Origin of the sequence: Mycobacterium barrassiae, assembly GCF_025822765.1 — a bacterium.
Taxonomy (GTDB): domain Bacteria; phylum Actinomycetota; class Actinomycetes; order Mycobacteriales; family Mycobacteriaceae; genus Mycobacterium; species Mycobacterium barrassiae.
Genome location: NZ_JACKUK010000029.1, coordinates 336814 through 354378, shown reverse-complemented (window position 1 = coordinate 354378; position 17565 = coordinate 336814). Strand labels below are relative to the sequence as shown.

At 68.5% G+C, this 17565-nt stretch carries 15 protein-coding genes; 6 read left to right on the top strand and 9 right to left on the bottom strand.

Annotation, left to right across the window (positions count from 1 at the left end):
- Nucleotides 1-29 precede the first annotated feature (29 nt).
- Together H7J93_RS21370 and H7J93_RS21365 are read left to right on the top strand one after the other, a co-directional pair.
- Entirely contained in the window at nucleotides 30-986 is a 957-nt protein-coding gene (locus tag H7J93_RS21370) for a ParB/RepB/Spo0J family partition protein (protein WP_267308301.1), read from the top strand.
- A 224-nt stretch (nucleotides 987-1210) separates the two neighbouring features.
- Nucleotides 1211-1963: an acetyltransferase gene (locus tag H7J93_RS21365; RefSeq protein WP_267308352.1), complete on the top strand. Its 753-nt coding sequence runs from the start codon at nucleotides 1211-1213 to the stop codon at nucleotides 1961-1963.
- 11 nt (nucleotides 1964-1974) lie between these two features.
- Here H7J93_RS21365 and H7J93_RS21360 read toward each other — a convergent pair whose 3' ends face one another.
- The 8 genes from H7J93_RS21360 to H7J93_RS21325 all read right to left on the bottom strand — a co-directional run bounded on the left by H7J93_RS21360 (nucleotide 1975) and on the right by H7J93_RS21325 (nucleotide 13052).
- The gene (locus H7J93_RS21360) at nucleotides 1975-3171 is read right to left on the bottom strand and encodes an N-acetylmuramoyl-L-alanine amidase (protein ID WP_267308300.1); all 1197 of its coding nucleotides are present in this window, start codon (nucleotides 3169-3171) and stop codon (nucleotides 1975-1977) included.
- Nucleotides 3172-3306: 135 nt separating this feature from the next.
- Complete coding sequence (trxA, locus tag H7J93_RS21355; RefSeq protein WP_267308299.1) at nucleotides 3307-3639, bottom strand: thioredoxin; 333 nt, start codon at nucleotides 3637-3639, stop codon at nucleotides 3307-3309.
- Nucleotides 3640-3650: 11 nt separating this feature from the next.
- Nucleotides 3651-4625 (bottom strand): thioredoxin-disulfide reductase, encoded by a 975-nt coding sequence (gene trxB, locus H7J93_RS21350; RefSeq protein WP_267308298.1) that lies wholly within the window; start codon nucleotides 4623-4625, stop codon nucleotides 3651-3653.
- Nucleotides 4626-4715: 90 nt separating this feature from the next.
- On the bottom strand, nucleotides 4716-5357 hold the full coding sequence (locus tag H7J93_RS21345; protein WP_267308297.1) for an RsmA family anti-sigma factor: 642 nt from the start codon (nucleotides 5355-5357) through the stop codon (nucleotides 4716-4718).
- 40 nt (nucleotides 5358-5397) lie between these two features.
- On the bottom strand, nucleotides 5398-6006 hold the full coding sequence (sigM, locus tag H7J93_RS21340; RefSeq protein ID WP_267308296.1) for an RNA polymerase sigma factor SigM: 609 nt from the start codon (nucleotides 6004-6006) through the stop codon (nucleotides 5398-5400).
- A 67-nt stretch (nucleotides 6007-6073) separates the two neighbouring features.
- Nucleotides 6074-9784 carry a murein biosynthesis integral membrane protein MurJ gene (gene murJ / locus H7J93_RS21335; protein WP_267308295.1) on the bottom strand — a complete coding sequence of 1237 codons (3711 nt, stop codon included), beginning with the start codon at nucleotides 9782-9784 and terminating at the stop codon, nucleotides 6074-6076.
- The gene (locus H7J93_RS21330; RefSeq protein WP_267308294.1) at nucleotides 9781-12252 is read right to left on the bottom strand and encodes a hypothetical protein; all 2472 of its coding nucleotides are present in this window, start codon (nucleotides 12250-12252) and stop codon (nucleotides 9781-9783) included. The genes murJ and H7J93_RS21330 overlap by 4 nt, the downstream gene beginning before the upstream one ends.
- 17 nt (nucleotides 12253-12269) lie before the next feature.
- A complete protein-coding gene (locus H7J93_RS21325) occupies nucleotides 12270-13052 on the bottom strand; it encodes an NUDIX hydrolase (protein ID WP_267308293.1) in 783 nt (260 codons plus the stop codon).
- 85 nt (nucleotides 13053-13137) lie between these two features.
- On the opposite strand from H7J93_RS21325, the gene H7J93_RS21320 reads away from it, so the two are divergent.
- The 4 genes from H7J93_RS21320 to H7J93_RS21305 all read left to right on the top strand — a co-directional run bounded on the left by H7J93_RS21320 (nucleotide 13138) and on the right by H7J93_RS21305 (nucleotide 16787).
- The gene (locus tag H7J93_RS21320; RefSeq protein WP_267308292.1) at nucleotides 13138-14586 is read left to right on the top strand and encodes a CCA tRNA nucleotidyltransferase; all 1449 of its coding nucleotides are present in this window, start codon (nucleotides 13138-13140) and stop codon (nucleotides 14584-14586) included.
- Nucleotides 14587-14592: 6 nt separating this feature from the next.
- Nucleotides 14593-15117, top strand: a complete 525-nt coding sequence (locus H7J93_RS21315) for a pullulanase (RefSeq protein WP_267308291.1) — start codon at nucleotides 14593-14595, stop codon at nucleotides 15115-15117.
- An 82-nt stretch (nucleotides 15118-15199) separates the two neighbouring features.
- On the top strand, nucleotides 15200-16057 hold the full coding sequence (locus tag H7J93_RS21310) for an IclR family transcriptional regulator (protein ID WP_267308290.1): 858 nt from the start codon (nucleotides 15200-15202) through the stop codon (nucleotides 16055-16057).
- A gap of 319 nt (nucleotides 16058-16376) precedes the next feature.
- The gene (locus tag H7J93_RS21305; protein WP_267308289.1) at nucleotides 16377-16787 is read left to right on the top strand and encodes a hypothetical protein; all 411 of its coding nucleotides are present in this window, start codon (nucleotides 16377-16379) and stop codon (nucleotides 16785-16787) included.
- Here the strand turns inward: H7J93_RS21305 and H7J93_RS21300 are convergent.
- A complete protein-coding gene (locus tag H7J93_RS21300) occupies nucleotides 16779-17558 on the bottom strand; it encodes a TIGR03084 family metal-binding protein (protein WP_267308288.1) in 780 nt (259 codons plus the stop codon). The two genes, H7J93_RS21305 and H7J93_RS21300, sit on opposite strands and share 9 nt — an antisense overlap.
- Nucleotides 17559-17565 lie beyond the last annotated feature (7 nt).

Sequence of the window (17565 nt, the reverse complement as noted above, 5' to 3'; positions counted from 1 at the left end):
GAGCCGAGGTTGTAGATGAGGAGATCGGAATGACTCAGCCCAAGAACAAGCGCAGCGGTCTGGGCCGTGGCCTGGCATCGCTCATTCCCACCGGGCCGTCCGACGGTGAGCAGTCGTCGCTCGGAAAGATGGGTGACGCCGCCGCCGATGTGGTGATCGGCGGTCCGGTGAATGTGTCGGGGGCTGTCTACCGAGAAATCGATCCGGCGGCGATCGACCCTAACCCGAAGCAGCCCCGACAGGTCTTCGACGAAGAGGCGCTCGCGGAACTCGTCCACTCCATCAAGGAGTTCGGGCTGATGCAGCCGATCGTCGTGCGCGCGGTCCCCGGCGAGTCGACGCCGAGGTACCAACTCGTGATGGGGGAGCGGCGGTGGCGGGCCGCTCAGCAGGCGGGGCTGGCGACCATCCCGGCGATCGTCCGCGAGACCGGCGACGACAGCATGCTGCGCGACGCCCTGCTCGAGAACATCCATCGCGTCCAGCTGAACCCGTTGGAAGAGGCTGCCGCCTACCAACAGTTGCTCGACGAGTTCGGGGTCACCCACGATGAACTGGCTGCCCGCATCGGACGGTCGCGGCCGCTCATCACCAACATGATCCGCTTGCTGCGGCTTCCGATCGCGGTCCAGCGCCGGGTGGCCGCCGGCGTGCTGTCCGCCGGGCATGCGCGTGCGCTGCTTTCCCTCGAGGGCGGCCCGGAGAAGCAGGAGGAGCTCGCGGCGCGCATCGTCGCCGAGGGACTCTCGGTGCGCGCCACCGAGGAGGCCGTCACCCTGGCAAACCGCGCCGAGACGACGACGCCCTCGGCGCCGCGGCGCAAGCCGATCCAGATGCCGGGACTGCAGGATGTTGCTGAGCGCCTGTCGACGGCGTTCGACACCCGCGTCACGGTCGCCCTCGGCAAACGCAAGGGCAAGATCGTCGTCGAATTCGGGTCGGTGGACGACCTACAGCGGATCGTCGAGCTGATGAGTCCGTCCTAGCGCTAACCGTCTACCCGCGGTAATTACGTCACTGTGACACATACCCTTGAGAGGTGGCTCATGGAGGTCGGCTCCGCACGGAAACACCCTGTGCACCAACGACTTTCGTCGTCGACAGCGTTCCGGAAGGATCGCAGCGGCGATTTTGGGCCATCTGCGCGCCGCCCTTCTATCCTGGAGTGGCAGCCGTGCGCAAAAGCACCGTGCGGAACCCGGAGAAGCTAGTGCCGTCACGAATCACACCCCTGCGGCTCGAATCGTTCGAGCAGCTGCCCAAGCACGCCCGCCGGTGCGTGTTCTGGGAGGTGGATCCGTCGACCCTGCCGACCACACAATCCGGCGGCAATCAGCTGTGGGACCCCGAATTCGAGAAGGAAGCCTGGCTGTCGATGGTCATGCTCGAGTGGGGTGCCTGCGGTCAGATGGCGGTGCAGTGTCCCGCGTCGGCGGGTGACGACCACACTCTGACAGGAGACGAGCCGTGCCTGGGCTACGCGTTCTATGCCCCGCCACGCGCCGTCCCGCGCGCCCGGCTCTTCCCGTCGGGTCCGGTCAGCGCCGACGCGGTGCTGCTCACCACCTTGGGGGTGGAACCCTGCGACGATGCCGACGGCTTACCGCGCAGCCTGATCGCCGCCGTCGTGGGTGATCTCGTGCGCCGCGGCGTGCGCGCACTCGAGGCGTTCGGTCACACCGCGGATGTGGCCGAACTGTCGGACCCGCGGGCGGTCTCGCCGGTGCTCCGGCCGATCGTCGACGTGCTGGGGGACTGCTCGGTGGACCAGTGTGTGCTCGGCGCCGACCTGCTGCAGGATGCCGGGTTCGTGGTGGTGTCACCGCATCCGTATTTCCCGCGACTGCGGCTGGAGTTGGAGCAGGGACTGGGCTGGAAGGCGGACGTCGAGGCGGCGCTGGAACGCCTGTTGGAAAGTGCGCAGCTGCAGCAGCCGGTGGGTGCGGGCGCCAACCCCTGTTAGGGGCGCCCAAATCAGCTGGGGCTGACCCGCCCGGCCTGTTCGACGGAGAGTTCGTGGGCCAGCAGCTCGGCGAAAGTGAAAGTGCCCGTTGGGCGGTCGTTCTTGCCGAGCAGATACAACCGCTTGACAGCGGCCAGGATGCCCTCGGCGATCGAGTCCCTGGTCTGGTGGGACACCAACAGCCCGCGGTCGCGCGGGTTCGTGATGTATCCGACATCGACCTGCACCGTCGGCATGCGGGTGAGCCGCAGCAGATCCCAGGTTCGCCCGTGTGTGCGGCAGTCACGTAATCCGGTGCGCGCCACCACTTCTCGTTGGATGAAGTCGGCCAGATTGCGCCCGATGGTGGACACCGAACCGTGCGAGTTGCCGAAGTGGAAGGAGGCGACGCCGTTGGCGGCGGGGCTGGGCTGCGTGGCGCAGCGCAGGCTGATCATCAGGTCGGCGCCCACCGAGTTGGCCGTTGCGGCGCGCGCGGCATCCGACGGTGAGCGGTTCGCCGGCCGCGAGAGGAACGTCTCCATGCCGATGGCAGTCATCCGACCCTCGAGCCGACTTGCCAAGTCCCACAGGATGTCTGCTTCGCTGATCGGCCCGTCGGGACTCTGCATGATCAGGCCGTGGTCGTCACCGCCGCGGCCCGGGTCGATGATGATCCGCTTACCCGACAGCCGCGGTCCGGAGCTGCGCACCAGCTCCTCCTCGCGGATCGCGTGCGGGGACCCACCGGTGACGCGCGAACCCAGAAAGTACAAGGAGCGCAACGTTTCCGGGCCGCAGATGCCGTCCGGATACAGTCCGTACTCACGCTGGTAGGACATCAGCGCGTTATGGGTATGCAGGCCGAAGTGTCCGTCGACCATGTCGGTGTAGAACCCGAGATCCTGCAGTCGAGCCTGCAGTGTGGCGACGTCGTCGCCGAACATCGGTGCGCCGAACTGATGGTGGAGGGTGCGCGCGCCGAGGCGGTACGAGGCCTCTTTCAGCGCGCGATAGGTGGCTTCACCCACGACTCCGTCGACCAGCAGCCCGCGATGCTGCTGGAATGCGCGCACCGCGCGGTCGAGTTCGTCGTCGAACACGTCGAGCGCGACGTGCTTACCGGTCGTGAGGTCGTCGTCAGGGTTTTCGACCATGCCCAAGGACGCCAGAGCAGCCCGGATCTCGGTGACCGCGCTCCCGCGGTCACCGCGACGCAGACTCGACATAGGCGGCCTTTCGGTCACGGATGCCGGCGGTCGCAGAGCGCCGACAAGGCGTAGCAGAGCTAGACAGCATTGTCTCAGACGCGTCTGGGATTCGAGAAAACGCCAGGCGGGTGTCCGACCCGCCGAATTTCGGCGTTACACCACGTCAGCGAGTTCGCGCAGCAGCGCGGCCTTGCCTTTTGCGCCGACGATGCGCTTCACCGCCGCACCGTCCTTGAACAGGATCATCGTGGGAATGGACACCACCTGGAAGTCACGCGCGGTGGCCGGGTTCTCGTCGACGTCGATCTTGGCAACGGTCAGCTGACCGGCCTTCTCGCCGGCGATCTCTTCGAGAACGGGCGCAACCATCTTGCACGGGCCGCACCAGGTGGCCCAGAAGTCCACCAGTACCGGCGTACTGCTGGACAGCACATCGCTGGAGAACGAGTCGTCGGTGACGGTGATCGTCGCTGAGGTTCCAGTCATGGGTCTAACTCCTATCGAACAGGGGTGGAAGTCTCTTCATCGCTTGGGACAGAACCGATTTCGGCCAGCCAGCGTTCGGCATCGATCGATGCGGAACAGCCGGTGCCCGCTGCGGTGATCGCTTGTCGGTAGATGTGGTCGACAAGGTCGCCCGCCGCGAAGACGCCCTCGACGGACGTGGCGGTGCTGTGCTGGCCGACCTGAACATAGCCGTCCTCGTCCAGCTCGACCTGGCCGCGGACCAGCTCCGAGCGGGGGTCGTGGCCGATGGCGACGAAGACGCCGGTCACGTCGAGCTTGGATTCCTCGCCGGTGATGGTGTTGCGCAGCCGCACTCCGCTGACTTTCGGGTCGCCCTCGATGGCCGTGACCTGCGTGTTCAGCAGGAAGGTGATCTTCTCGTTGGCACGGGCGCGTTCCAGCATGATGCGCGACGCCCGGAACTCCTCACGACGGTGGACGATCGTGACGCTGCGGGCGAAACGGGTCAGGAACGTCGCCTCCTCCATCGCGGAATCGCCGCCGCCGACCACGACGATGTCCTCGTCACGGAAGAAGAAGCCGTCGCAGGTGGCGCAGGTGCTGACACCCATGCCAATCAGGGCCTCCTCACCGGGCACACCGAGGTGCCGGGCGGCCGCGCCCATCGCGAGGATGACGGCGCGGCTCTGATAGGTCTCGTCACCGACGGTGACCTTCTTGATCGGGCCGGTCAGATCGACGGCGTCGACGTCCTCCATGCGCAGGTCGGCGCCGAAACGCAGCGCCTGCTCGCGCATCTGGTCCATCAGTTCCGGGCCCGTGATGCCGTCGCGGAAGCCTGGGTAGTTCTCCACCTCAGTGGTGGTCATCAACGCCCCGCCGAATTGAACACCTTCGAACACCAGCGGCGACAGCTGGGCGCGGGCCGCGTAGATAGCCGCGGTGTAACCCGCTGGCCCGGATCCGATGATGATCAGGTCATGAACCGTGGGGGTGGAGGTCATGAGCGCCCTGCGCCTTTCCGCCGATTTTTCGTCGGCACGGGTGTAACACCAGCCTAAGCCGGGGTGTTCCCGCCAGGCCTGATGGACAGATTACGTGCGCGTGACGACCGCCTTGGCCAACAGGCCGGTGTGGGCGCCATTGCATTCGGGTTCGACCACCACAGCCACCACCGTCTCGGCCTCGGATACGTCCGGTGGCAGCAGCATCAGCACCGCGGGCCTGCCGTGCATGTCCAGGGGACGGGCGCCCAGCACCTGCGCTCCCGGCGCGTAGCCGAGGCCGCCGAGGCAGGAGTCGCGGCGCGCGGGGTCGGTGAGCGGGCCCAAGTCCGGGGATTGCGACAGCAGGCCGAGGATCTCCGGATCAGAGAGGGGGATGGTGGTGGCGGGCCGGCTCACGGTGATCTTTTCGGCGGTCGGGCCGGCCGGATAGCGGGGTGCGGGATGGCGGTTGAGCATCGAGGTGCCGACGATGACGCCGGTGAGCGCGGCACCGACGCCGACGACGAGCCCAAGACGATGCAGCCGCGGCAGCGGGGGCCGTTTCACCGCATGAGCCGCTGCCACCGGGTCCGATTCGGCCCGCAGCGCGGCAACCACCCGTGCGGTGACGTCTGGCGGTACCTCAGGCGCAGAGGCGCGGTCCGAGGCCAGCTGGGCGAGGTCGCGCCGGACACGCTCGACCACGGCAGGATCGAGGTCGTCCTCGACGCCGTCGGTGTCGTTGTCCACTCTCGCTCCCGCCGGTTGCCCTGACGTCAGCCAGTCTCCATCACGGAGGATTAGACGACGGCGGCGACTGTGCGGTTCCACCGTCCGCCAATACGAAGTACTGCAGCGTCTCGGCGAGCTTGCGGCGTGCACGGGAGCAGCGGCTCTTCACGGTCCCCTCGGCGACACCGAGCATGCGGGCCGTCTCGAGCACCGAGTACCCCTGCATGTCGACCGCCACGACGGCGGCGCGTTGCTCCACGGGCAGGCGCATCAACGCACGCTCGATGACGATGGCGGTGTCCACCTGCGGCATCGGATCTCCGGTGTGGCAGCTGTCGTCCAGCAGCGCGGTGGTGGGCCGGGACTTGTTGCGCCGCAGCCGGTCCAGGCAGGCGTTGACGACGATGCGATACAGCCAGCTGCTGACGGCGGCGTCGTGGCGGAACGCGGGAGCGGTGCGGTGCGCCGACAGCATCGCGTCCTGCAGCGCGTCGGCGGCGTCGTCGGGGTTGCGGCTGGTGAGCAGCGCGAGCCGGTACAGCTGCCGGTCGTGCCGACGGAACAGTTTCTCGAACGCGTACCGCTCACCGGCGACGTGTGCGGCGAGCAGCTCCGCATCGGTTCTCTCGTCTTCACCGGTTGCCGAGATCTCCCCGAACGTCCCCACAGCCGAACACTAAACGGCGCGGCGGGGACCCTCCGACACATCTTTGCCGGGCTGGGGATAGCTTAGGCTACCCGGCCGCCTTCACTGTGATCTCGGCGATGTCCGAACGGTTCTTGCCGTCGACGGTGCCGAGGGTGGACACCCACACCAGCAGGTAGGAGGTGGGCTCGTCGCTGTCCACTTTGATGGTGTTCTTGCCGGGCCGAAGGGGAGTGGCCGACTTCAACACGGTGGTATCCGCCAGCGAGGCGGGTGATTGCGACTTCGCCGACCGGATCTCCACCGCCGTGCCTGTGCTGTTGAGGTCCACGGTGACTTCGCCGATCTTGGTCGGCTTCGGCAGCGCCAGGATCAGTCCCACGCCGTTCTTGAAGTTGGGGAAGGGCACCGGATCGGTGTAGGTGTCGATCGGCCACACCGTGGTCGGATTGCCATCGATCGCCAGCCGCGCCTGGTCGGGTGCATCGGCCTCACCCTCGGGCGAGAAGACCGTCGCCGAAACGGGTTTCACGATTTCGCCGGCATTGTCACTGGACTCCGCCGACGTGGTGGGGGCGTTGAGTCCGAGCTCGTCGCCGCCGAGACCGTCGCCGACGTCGCCGAAGATCCGGCTCAGCACCGTGCCCAGCAGGATCAACGCGAGGAGGATGACCGCGGCACCGACACCGAGCCCGATATAGAGCGCCTTGCGGCGACGGGCCAGCGCTTCGGGATCGTCGGCGGGACGGACGCGGACCCGATCCGGAGCCGGCGCCTCGGGTTCGTCGACGGGGGAGATGAGCTCGGTGCGGTCGGCGATCGCGGTGGCCTGCTGCAGCAGGTTCAGCAGCGTCGGGGCACTGCGGATGCCGCCGCCCTCCTGGACCGCGCGGGCGGCCGCCGCGGAGATCTGGAACGGGATCTGGCGGTCGACGGACCGCGGTTCCACGGGCTTGCCCGCCGGATCGAGCTCGGCAGGAGCCAAACCGCTGCGCACGCCGGATTCGGGCAGCGGCCACCTGTTGATGAGCAGCGCGTAGAGCGCGGCACCGATACCGCGGATGTCGTCCTCCGGGGTGGCCTGCGGCAGCGTCGCCGGGAAGGCCAGCGCCACGTCGCCTTCGATGCTCACCCGGACACGGCTGGGGTGATCGATCGACAGCGCGACACCGGCGCGGTGCGCCGCCTCGGCCGCGGCGGCCAGCGACTGGATTGCCCGCGCGCCGCCGACCGGTGACGGTGACGTGTCGGCGACCTCGGCCAGGGATCCACCGCGGATCCATTCGGACACCACCAGCCCACCCGATCCGGTGTTGACGACGTCGAGGACGCGGGCGACACCGGGCATGTCGAGCCGGCTCAGCTTGGACGTGCGCGAAAGGATCGCCTGCACCTTCTCGTCGGGCAGCGTCGCGTCGGGGTCGACGAATGTCAGCGCCACCTGGCGGTCGAGCGCCGTATCGAGCGCCTGCCAGAACTGCAGGGTCGGCGGGCCACCGTGGAAAACCAGCAGCCGGTACCGGCCGCCGCTGATGACGGCGCCCGGAATGAGATGGACGTCCTCGTCGGAGGTGGCGGCCTCGATGGGTGGCTCGCGCGGCACGTCGAATGGCAGCGATTCGCGGGTCGGATCGCCGCCGTAGTCCGAGGGCGGTCGCCCGGACGTCGGTGACGGGCCTGTGCCGTTGGGCCCTTCGGTCGAAATCCGCGACGTCTCGGTGAGGTCGGCGGGATCCTGCACGTCAGGCTGGAAGCTGTCCGCCTCGGCCTGCGGTGCCTCGGGCCGCTGCGACAGCGGGATCTTGGCGGTGGCGGTGTGGTCCGGACCCGGCGTGGCGCCGCTTGCGGATTCGTCGCTCACCGCTGGTCCTTTCCCTATCCGGTCCCCGGCGACCGTCGCCGTGGGTCCGCGCCGCACGACCGGCGGGCCCGGCCGCCGCCCTGGCGCGGACGAATTCCTCTGATGAGCGTACGTGAGGGGCTTGCCTGTTGGAGGCCGGTCGGGCGGCGTTGTCGGTGGTGAGGGCACCCTTTCCCCTTTGCCGAGGCGACGCCGGACGACGGCGAGCGCCGCCTGTGCCTCGGGTACCTGGGCGCTGAGTAGCACTCCGGCGATGATCGGCACCATGATCAGACCGAGCACCAGCAGGCGAAGCAACGATCCGCCGCCGCCGAAGTTGGTCGTCAGCGACTCCACGCCGAGCAGCCGGTCGACGACGTGGGCGACGAGACCGGCGATCAGTGATGCGCAGATGGTGACCAGGATGGTGCGCACCACCTCCAGGTTGAGCAGCCGTCCGCTCGGCGGGTTGAGGTTCGCGCGCAACAGGTAGTAGCCGACGATCGCCCCGGCGAGGAAGCCCAGGCCGTTGGCTGTGCCGAGATAGCCGGCCACCAGGTCCGGATCGTCGGTGAGGTGCGGTGCCGCGATGGATGCCGCGATCTTGACGGTGGTGATCACCACGATCAGCGCGATCGGCGTCCACGGCTGCTCCCGGGCGTAGAACACCCGAAGTTGCAGCAGCACAAGGGCATACGGAATCAGCGTGAACGCCGACAGCGTGATCGCCATGCCGAGATATCCGGCATCGACATCGCCGAAGTTTCCGTAGGCGAACAGCGCGCTGCCGATGGCCGGGCCGCCGACGGTCATCATCGCCACGATCGGGATGAGTGTGACCATCGTCAGGCGGGTGGCCAGCGACAGGTCCCCCAGCACCGCGGGAAGGTCGTCGGCGGCGGCGTTGCGGCTCAGCCGAGGCATCACGACGGTCAACACCGTCACGCCGATCATGCCGAACGGCAGCATCAGCACAAGCCAGGTGTAGTTGTAGATCGCCGGGCCGGAAGCCGCTGCGCCGCTGGCGATTCGGTTGCCGACGATCAGGCCGATCTGGCTGATCAGCACGTAGAGCACCATCGCGGCCGCCATCGCGCCGAACTGCTTCAGCCGGTTGTCGATCCCCCACAGTGGGCGCAGGCTGACCCGCTCTCGCCGTAACGCGATCAGCAGGACGACGACCTGCGTCACCGTGCCCATCGTCATTCCGATGCCGAGAACGAGCAGCTTGGCGTTGCCCATCCGCACCGGATCCACCGAAAGTTCGCCTGGAACAACGAGGTACAGGACGAGCGTCAGAATCGCGACGATGTTGTTGCACACCGGCGCCCACGCAGGCGGTCCGAACACATTGCGGGTGTTCAGGATTGCCATGAACACCGACGACAGCCCGTAGAACAACACCTGCGGCAGCAGGAGATAGGCGAACGCGGTGGTGAGGTCGCGGTTCACCTGGGGGTCGTTGCCCAGCATCAGGCCGACCAGCAGTGGCGCCGACGCCACCGCCAGCGCGGTGGTGACCAGGAGCAGGGTGGTCGCGAGGGTGACCAGCCGGCGCACGAATGCCGTGCCGCCGTCGGGATCGTCGCGTTCGGCGCGGGCGAGCACCGGCACGAAGATCGCCGTGAACGTCGCCTCCAACACAAGCGCGGCGATCAGGTTGGGAAGTTGATAGGCCACCGAGAACGCGCTAGCCAGCGAGGCGCCCAGGATGGTGGCGATCAGCACGATGCGGGCGAACCCGGTCAGCCGGCTGATCAGGGTCGCGATCGCCATGCCCCACGAGCGGGACACCACGGCGGCGTCGGACAGTTCCGGGCGCCCAGCGCGGCGTCGCGGCGCGGGTCCGCGAGGAAGCCGCGGAGGGGGCGCGGCCTGCCGGGGTGGCGGCAACGGGCCGCCGAGATCGACGCGCGCAGGGGGGGTCCCGGGGCGGGCGCGGCGCCCGGCGGTGCTCATTTGTCGCCTGGGCCGGTGGAACCGGCGATTCGGCCTGGGCCGGGATCAGGGGTCCGGGTGAGGGACGCGTCGGCGTCGGTGTCCCTCTCGACGTCCTTGTCGACGTCCTTGTCGACTTCCTCGTCGAAGCGCAACGCGACCTCCAGCGGATCCGGCCGGTCGAGGTCGGCGCGGTCGGGCTGGCCGCGGAACCGATGCCACAGCCGACGTCCGACCAGCAGCGCCAGGATCGCGCCCCCGGTCAGGGTGATGAAGAAGAGCACCTTGCCGTAGGCGTTGGAGTGCACCGACAACCGCACGTCTTCGCCCAGAGGCAAGCCGTTCTCGGTGCGCAGCGCGACGTCGACGGCGACGCGCTGGGTGAAGTGCACCTCGATCGGCACCCGCAGCGGCAGGAAGCCGGGCGGCAGTTCGATGACACCCATGTCCGTGACCGACATGCCCGGGGGAGCGTCGACGTCCAGGCGTACCCGGATCGGCACAGGCAGGTTGTTGCGCAGCGCGAGCGGCAGCGGGCTGCGTTCGGTCGCCAGCGTGTACGAGCCGCCGGGGTTGACGATGGTGACGGCCTTGAAAAGATCGTCGACTGTGCGGCCCACCGTGGTAAGCCGTTGCTGCGCAAGGCCATTGCGGGCATCCGGCGGCACCGACTGGCTCAAGGCGCGCAGCGAGTCCTCCCGCAGCGGTGCGGTGTACCCGTAGCCGGTGAGGCCGGTGCGCTCGTCGGTGGTCAACGCAGCGGTCAGACCCCACAGCCGGCCGGTGACGGCGGCGATGCCGGAGACGACGGCGTCGTCGAATCGCCCGCGCGGATCGCCCAGGTCGTTCTCGGGCAGCGGCGCGATTCGTTGCGGCGGTACCGCGTTGCCGTCCGCGATCACCTCGGTGAGCGGCCGCGGGCGTGCCAGCCCGGCGTTGATCATGGTGGCCGTCGCGGTCAGGACCGCCTGCACATCCGCCGGTTGGGCGCTCCACGTCAACGGCGGCATGACGATCTCGGTCCGGGGTTCGATGTCGGGTCGCAGCGCTCGCCACATCAGCGCACCGAGGGCGTCCTGCCTACGCGCCACCTCCGACGCGTGCTGCAGCGGCACGTTGAGGGACGGGTCGAGGTATGACGGCGACACCGGGTCGGAGCCCACTCCGGCCAGCGCTGCCCCCACCGCGGGGTCGAACGGCGCCGCGGCGACGTCGGGTGTGTAGCGCACCGGCTTGAGGTCCGCGGGTCCCTGCGTCGGGCTGGATCCGTCGGACTCGGAGTCCGCCGTCACCTCGGCGGCGCCGATCGCGACCGTCTGGCCTTGCTGGGACAGCAGCTGCACCGCCGACCCGGTCAGGGGCCCGTCGCCGATCAGGTTGGCGCCGCGCACCGACGCGACGCCGAGGATCTGGTCGGCGATGTCGCCCGCGCCCTTGACGGCGATTCCCGACAGGCCGGGATCCCCGACCCGGTGCAGCGCGTCGAGGTCGGCCTGCGCGTACGTGGTCGGCACGACACACATCTGTTTGGCGAGCCCCCGCAGGCGGTTGAGCCAGGCCACGGCGGCGTCCTGCCCGGCGCCGGGGTGCGTCGGTGTGCCCGGCCCGGCGTCGGGACCGTCGTTGACGACGTAGCCGCCCGTCATCGCATTGACGGTGACGAGCAGGTCGGGGTCGACGGCCAGACACGTCGCCTGCCGGACATGCCCGTCGGGATCGACCTGTGGGCCGGTCGCGAACTCGACGGCCGACAGCAGGCTGTCCAGCCGGCCGCCCGCGGCCAGCGAGGTGGCGAGGTCGTCGTCGATGAGCCGGACGGGTGTGGTGCCGCCCGGTGCCCCCGCGGCCAGCCGGGGCTTGTCGGCGATCGGCCACAGCACGGTCAGGCCGACCGGTCTGGACGTGTCCGCGGGAACCACGGCCGTCACGGCGTCGCTTTCGTCGGAATCCGGATCGGGCGGGACGCCGAGCACCGGTAGCAGGAAGCGGGCGGCGTCGAGACGGGCCGGCTCTCCGTAGTCGGGTGTGCCGTTGACGTTGACCATCAACGGGTAGACGCCGGGTTCCTCGATGCCCAGCGACGGGTCCTGCGCGGATCGCAGCGGGTAGGACAGCACGAACGGGACCGCGTCGCCGCGATCCAATTCCGGTGCGAGAGCGATGAATTGGGCGACGGGTTCGAATTGGTCGACGTTGCCTGTGAGATTGGTCCGCAGCCCCGCCGACGACGTCACCGCCCCGGTGTCCTCGAGGCGCACCATTACGTCGCGGACGGGCCGGTCGCCGACGTTCTCCACGGTGCCGGTGACGGTGACGATCGGGTCGCTGGTCGTGGTCACGACCTCGGGGGTGACCCGGTCGATGTGCACGGTCAGAAACGGGGTGACGCCCGGCTGCCCGGCGGCGTCGCGGGGATTCGCGAGCGGAACCATGAACAGCGCCAACATCCCGATCGCGAGAAGCAGGCGCGCGACTGCCGCAGGCGACATGCGCGACTCCGCGGTGGTCACGGCCCTTGGCCGCAGCCGTTCGTCCGCCGAGTTGTCTTTTCGTCGGGACGACGGTTGCGGGTGTGCGAGTGCGTCTGGGCCCGCCGCCGTGGCGAGGTCCGTGGCAGCGGCGGCAACGCGGCGGGGCCGTCCGCGTGCAGTTTGTCGATGAGCTCACCGGCCACTTCGGCGAGTCGGCGTTCGTCGGCGTAGGCCAACCGGGACGGCAGCTCCCTCAGCGGCACCCAAGCGACCTCGCTGACCTCGAGATCCTCGTCAGACAGCTCGCCGTCCAGGAATCGCATCAGGTAATGGTGCACGGTCTTGTGCACGCGGCGCCCCTCGGTGACGAACCAGTAGTCGATGCTGCCGAGCGCGGCGAGCACGCTGCCCTGGATCCCGGTTTCCTCGGCGACCTCGCGGATGGCGGTCTGCTCGGCGGTCTCGCCGAGCTCGATGTGGCCCTTGGGCAGCGACCACAGCATCCGGCCGCGGCGGTCGGTGCGGCCGATCAGCGCCGCCACCTGGTTGTCCTTGGGCCCGTCGATACCGTCGATGACCAGGCCCCCGGCCGATGTCTCGTGCACGGTGCGCAGGCGCTCCGGTGGGCGGCGTGGCCGGGTCTTCTGGGGTTTGGGGCGCGGGATGGGCTGGTCCGTCGCGCCTGGGACGGCGGAGTTGTCGGCGCTGTTGGGGGTGCCGCCGGGCTGTGTGGCCTCGGCGTCCGGGGGACCTGCCGCGCGTCGGCCGCGACGACGCCCGCGGCGCCGTCGGGGCTTGGCCTGTTCGCCGTCCGACACCCAAGCGATAGTAGCTGCCACGAAGTTTCGTTCCCGCCGCACTCACCGGTCGTGATGGAGCCGTTGCACATTAGGCTGTCCGAACGTGGCCGGATCCGCTGCTGACGCAGAACTGCTTGCCTCGGCGCAGGTTGCGCTGAATCGGCACGGCGACGTTCTGCGCGACGTCGGGCGGGTGTTCGCTGATGCGGGCCACGAACTGTTCCTGGTTGGCGGCAGCGTGCGCGACGCCCTGCTGGGCCGCCTGGGCTCCGACCTCGACTTCACCACCGATGCGCGCCCCGAGCAGATGCAGAAGTTCCTGCGCGATTGGGCCGAGGCGCTGTGGGACATGGGCATCGAGTACGGGACGGTCGGGGTCGGTAAGTCCGGCCACCGCTTGGAGATCACCACGTACCGCGCCGACACCTATGACCAGGTGTCGCGCAACCCGGAGGTGCGCTTCGGTGACCGCCTCGACGACGATCTGGTGCGTCGCGACTTCACCTCGAACGCGATGGCGGTGCGTATCACCGCCGACGGACCCGGGGAGTTCCACGATCCGCTCGGCGGGTTGGCGGCGGTGCGCGCCAAGACACTGGACACTCCCGCCGCGCCGGAGACGTCGTTCGGCGACGATCCGTTGCGGATGCTGCGGGCGGCGAGGTTCGTTTCGCAGCTGGGCTTCAGCGTCGCCCCGCGGGTGGTCGCGGCCCTGATCGAGATGGCGCCCCAGCTGGAGCGGATCTCCAAGGAACGGGTGGCCGCCGAGTTGGACAAGCTGCTGCTCGGTGCGGATCCGGTCGCGGGCATCGACCTGATGGTGCAGACCGGCCTTGGCGACGTCGTGCTGCCCGAGGTGGGCGCCATGCGGATGGCCATCGACGAGCACCACCAGCACAAGGACGTCTACTGGCATTCGTTGACGGTGTTGCGCCAGGCCATCGACCTCGAGGATGAGGGTCCGGATCTGGTGTTGCGCTGGGCGGCGCTGCTGCACGACATCGGCAAGCCCGCCACCCGCAAGCATGAGCCCGACGGCGGGGTGAGCTTCCACCACCACGAGGTGGTCGGCGCGAAGATGGTGCGCAAGCGGATGCGCGCGCTGAAGTACTCCAAGCAGATGATCGACGACGTCTCGCAGCTGGTGTACCTGCACTTGCGGTTCCACGGCTACGGCGATGGCCGCTGGACCGATTCCGCCGTGCGCCGCTACGTCACCGATGCGGGACCGCTGCTGCCCAAGCTGCACAAGCTGGTGCGAGCCGACTGCACGACCCGCAACAAGCGCCGCGCGGCCCGCCTGCAGGCCGCCTATGACGATCTCGAGCACCGCATCGCCGAGCTGGCCGCCAAGGAGGATCTGGCGCGGGTGCGCCCGGACCTCGACGGCAACGAGATCATGAAGATCCTCGACATTCCGGCCGGGCCCGAGGTGGGTGAGGCATGGCGGTACCTGAAAGAGCTGCGTCTCGACCGCGGCCCGCTGTCGCACGAGGAAGCCGTCGACGAGTTGACGAAATGGTGGAACGCGCGGGGTGAGCGCACCGTCTGAACGGTCATGGAGTACTGCCTCGGTGACGGCGACGGTTCGGCTTCGATGTGGACGACAGCACCCGATATCGACCTGAACGGCGACGGCGCGTTCGAGGCGGCAGCGCTGGATTTCGATGACGACGGTCTGCTCGATGACGCGATGGTCGACCTCGATGCCGACGGTGTCGCCGACCACTTGGTCCGCGACTTCGCCCTCGGCGTCGGCGCGGCGTACTTCACTGATGACGGCACCGGCACGTGGGCGGTGAGTCTGGACCGGGCCGGTCTCCTGCGGTGGTTCGGGCTCGACGGGGTCGAGCACAGCGGTGGGGTCGTGGTCGACGTCGACGCGGACGGTCAGGCCGACGACCGACTTTTCGACGTCGACGGCAACGGGGTGGCCGACCGCGCGGTGAGCGGCGATCAGGCCTACGTCGACACCGACGCCGACGGCCGGTGGGACGTCAAGCTGAGCGACCGCGATGCCGACGGCAAGGCGGACGGTGCCGACGAGCTGAGATTGCGAAATGAACCTTTTCCGCCCCGGTGACGTATCTCGAGCGACCGTCACCGCGAAAGGGGTGCGATGTACCCGCACGACCGGGCCACCGATGCTGCGAAGGAGCGTCGAAGTGGCTGACGATCACACCGTTGTCGGACGCGCCGTCACGATTCTGGACACCGTCGTGGAAAGCGCAGCGCCCATCACCTTGGCGGAGTTGACTCGCCGCACAGGCATCCCGAAACAGACGGTCCGTCGTATCGCGAACGATCTCGTCGCGCGCGGCATGCTCGACCGCGCTCCCGACGGCTACGCACCCGGACAACGCCTGATGCGCCACGGGATGCTCTCCGCACACCGCCACGGCATCGCCGTCACCGCGCAGCCTTATCTGCAGGAGCTGCATCTGCGTACACGGGGTCAAGCCGCTTGGTTCGCGACCGTGCATGGCGGTGAACTGATGCTGGCCGGCGCCGCTTTCGGGCGCTCGTACATGGAACCGATGGCCAAGTCCTGGTTTCCGAACATGTCCAAGCTCGGTCCAAGCAGAGTGCTTCTCGCCGCGGGTGTCATCGAGGTGGGGCATCATCCCGAGCTGGTCGAGGGCGTGCTCACCGACAAACTGCGTCCGCTGACCCGGCACTCCGTTACCGACACCGGCCGGCTTCGCCAGCGCCTTCGGGAGGTTCGCGACACTGGCTACGCGTACGAGGCAGAGCAGGCTGTGCTGGGGGTGGGGTGTACGGCGGCCGCGGTCCGTGAGCCCTCCGGAAAGCTGGTCGGCGCCATCGGCGTGACGGGACGGCGCAGTCACCCGGATGCTCGAGGACTACGAAATGCGTTGCTGCGCTTCGGCGAAACACTCCTGGAAGAGTTGAAGGCGGCAGTGCAACCCCGGTCTGCAGTCGTATGGAACACGCCGATGTTCAACCAAAGCACCGGAATTGGCTACACGTGGCCTGGAGCCGAGCCTCCGGCCCAACCGTAGCGACATCGAGCGCAATCGGTCACCGAGCGCGACGAACGGGAATGCGCTGCGCCCCCGTAACACCGCGCAGCGGACATCCGACGAGTTCCCTTGATTTCGGCGCTTGTATCACTGGCTGGTACGGGGATCTTGTGGTGCGCCAACGCCGTCCGGATGCTGTGCAGGACCCAATCACATCTGAAGGCGGCTAGTCGGGGGCCGTCGACGGACGAACCACCATGCAGAAGGGCTAACCGATGAATACCATCCCGACACACGCAACCAAACCGTGCAACATTGACACCCAATTCCGTTGTGGCGCAGAAGCGCAACAGCAGCCGTGGCTGGCGCGGCCGCGATCGCGATCGGCGCACTAATGACGCCCGCGGTGGCACACGCCGAAAAGGAATGGGACATCGGGGTGTACGACAACTGCATCAAAAAGGTGGACCAGAGATTCTTGGATGACGAGATCACCTATGAGCAGAAGCTAGACGAGACCATGCACTGCTGCATCCTGTCTGGCGGGGAATTGGAGGGCAGCTTCGGCACATGCACTGCCCCGCCCGCACGACCGGCGGTCGATGTCATGCCCAAAGCGCCGACCGGGGTGCTCGATCAGGGCGAGACGCAGGCCCCTCGGCCACAGGCCCCTCGGCCGTTGCCGCCGGTGATCGTGGACACGGATACGCCGCAACAAAGCTCTCCACCAAAGCCGCCAACCGTGGTGTTCCAGCCTGGCTCAAGCTGACCGGCCCGCGCCCGGGGGGCCGGCGAACGCCTGCGCGATGCCGAGCCACCGCTCGGCGTCCTCCCCGGTGGCCGTCACGTCCAACTTCGAGAGCGGCCTGCGCTGGGTGACGAGCATGCAGAAGTCCAGCGCCGACCCGGTGACGCGCTGTGTTGCGTCCTCAGGGCCCCACGACCACGTCGACCCATCCGGTGCGCGCAGCTGAACGAGAAACGGATCCGCCGGTGGCGCAAGGCCGTTGACGGCGAAGGCGAAGTCGCGGGTGCGCACCCCGATGTGTGCGATCGACCGCAGCCGCCCCGTGGCGGGCCGGTCGACGCCGAGCGTGTCCGCCACGTCGAGGCCGTGCGCCCATGTCTCCATCAGCCGGGCGGTGGCCATCGACGCGGCGCTCATCGGCGGTCCGAACCACGGCAGCTTGCGGCCCTCGGCCACGGTCAGAAGCTCGTCATGCAGCCGGTTGCGGGTGTTGCGCCAGTCGGCGAGCAGTTCGTTGGCCGATGCCGCGGCGAGTTCTTCGGCGCCCGCGTCGACGAAGCCGCCGGGGTCTTTGCCGGCCTCTTCGAGCAGTGCGGCGAACGCAGGTTCGTCGGTGACCGCCATTAGGGCCACCCGGTCGGTCCACAACAAGTGGGCGATCTGATGGGCGATCGTCCATCCCGGTGACGGGGTGGGCTCGGCCCAGCGTTCGGCGGGAAGGTCGGCCACCAGCGCGTCGAGCTCATCGCTTTCGTCGCGCAGATCGGCGACCATCGGCTCGGCACCAGCCATGCCGGTC

Bases quoted from the DNA above. Each gene is read 5' to 3' on its own strand.
- trxB (WP_267308298.1), bottom strand. From the start codon at position 4,625: ATGACCTCCACCCCCACGGTTCATGACCTGATCATCATCGGATCCGGG.
- H7J93_RS21300 (WP_267308288.1), bottom strand. From the start codon at position 17,558: ATGGCTGGTGCCGAGCCGATGGTCGCCGATCTGCGCGACGAAAGCGAT.
- H7J93_RS21370 (WP_267308301.1), top strand. From the start codon at position 30: ATGACTCAGCCCAAGAACAAGCGCAGCGGTCTGGGCCGTGGCCTGGCA.
- murJ (WP_267308295.1), bottom strand. From the start codon at position 9,784: ATGAGCACCGCCGGGCGCCGCGCCCGCCCCGGGACCCCCCCTGCGCGC.
- H7J93_RS21315 (WP_267308291.1), top strand. From the start codon at position 14,593: ATGGAGTACTGCCTCGGTGACGGCGACGGTTCGGCTTCGATGTGGACG.
- H7J93_RS21360 (WP_267308300.1), bottom strand. From the start codon at position 3,171: ATGTCGAGTCTGCGTCGCGGTGACCGCGGGAGCGCGGTCACCGAGATC.
- trxA (WP_267308299.1), bottom strand. From the start codon at position 3,639: ATGACTGGAACCTCAGCGACGATCACCGTCACCGACGACTCGTTCTCC.
- H7J93_RS21330 (WP_267308294.1), bottom strand. From the start codon at position 12,252: ATGTCGCCTGCGGCAGTCGCGCGCCTGCTTCTCGCGATCGGGATGTTG.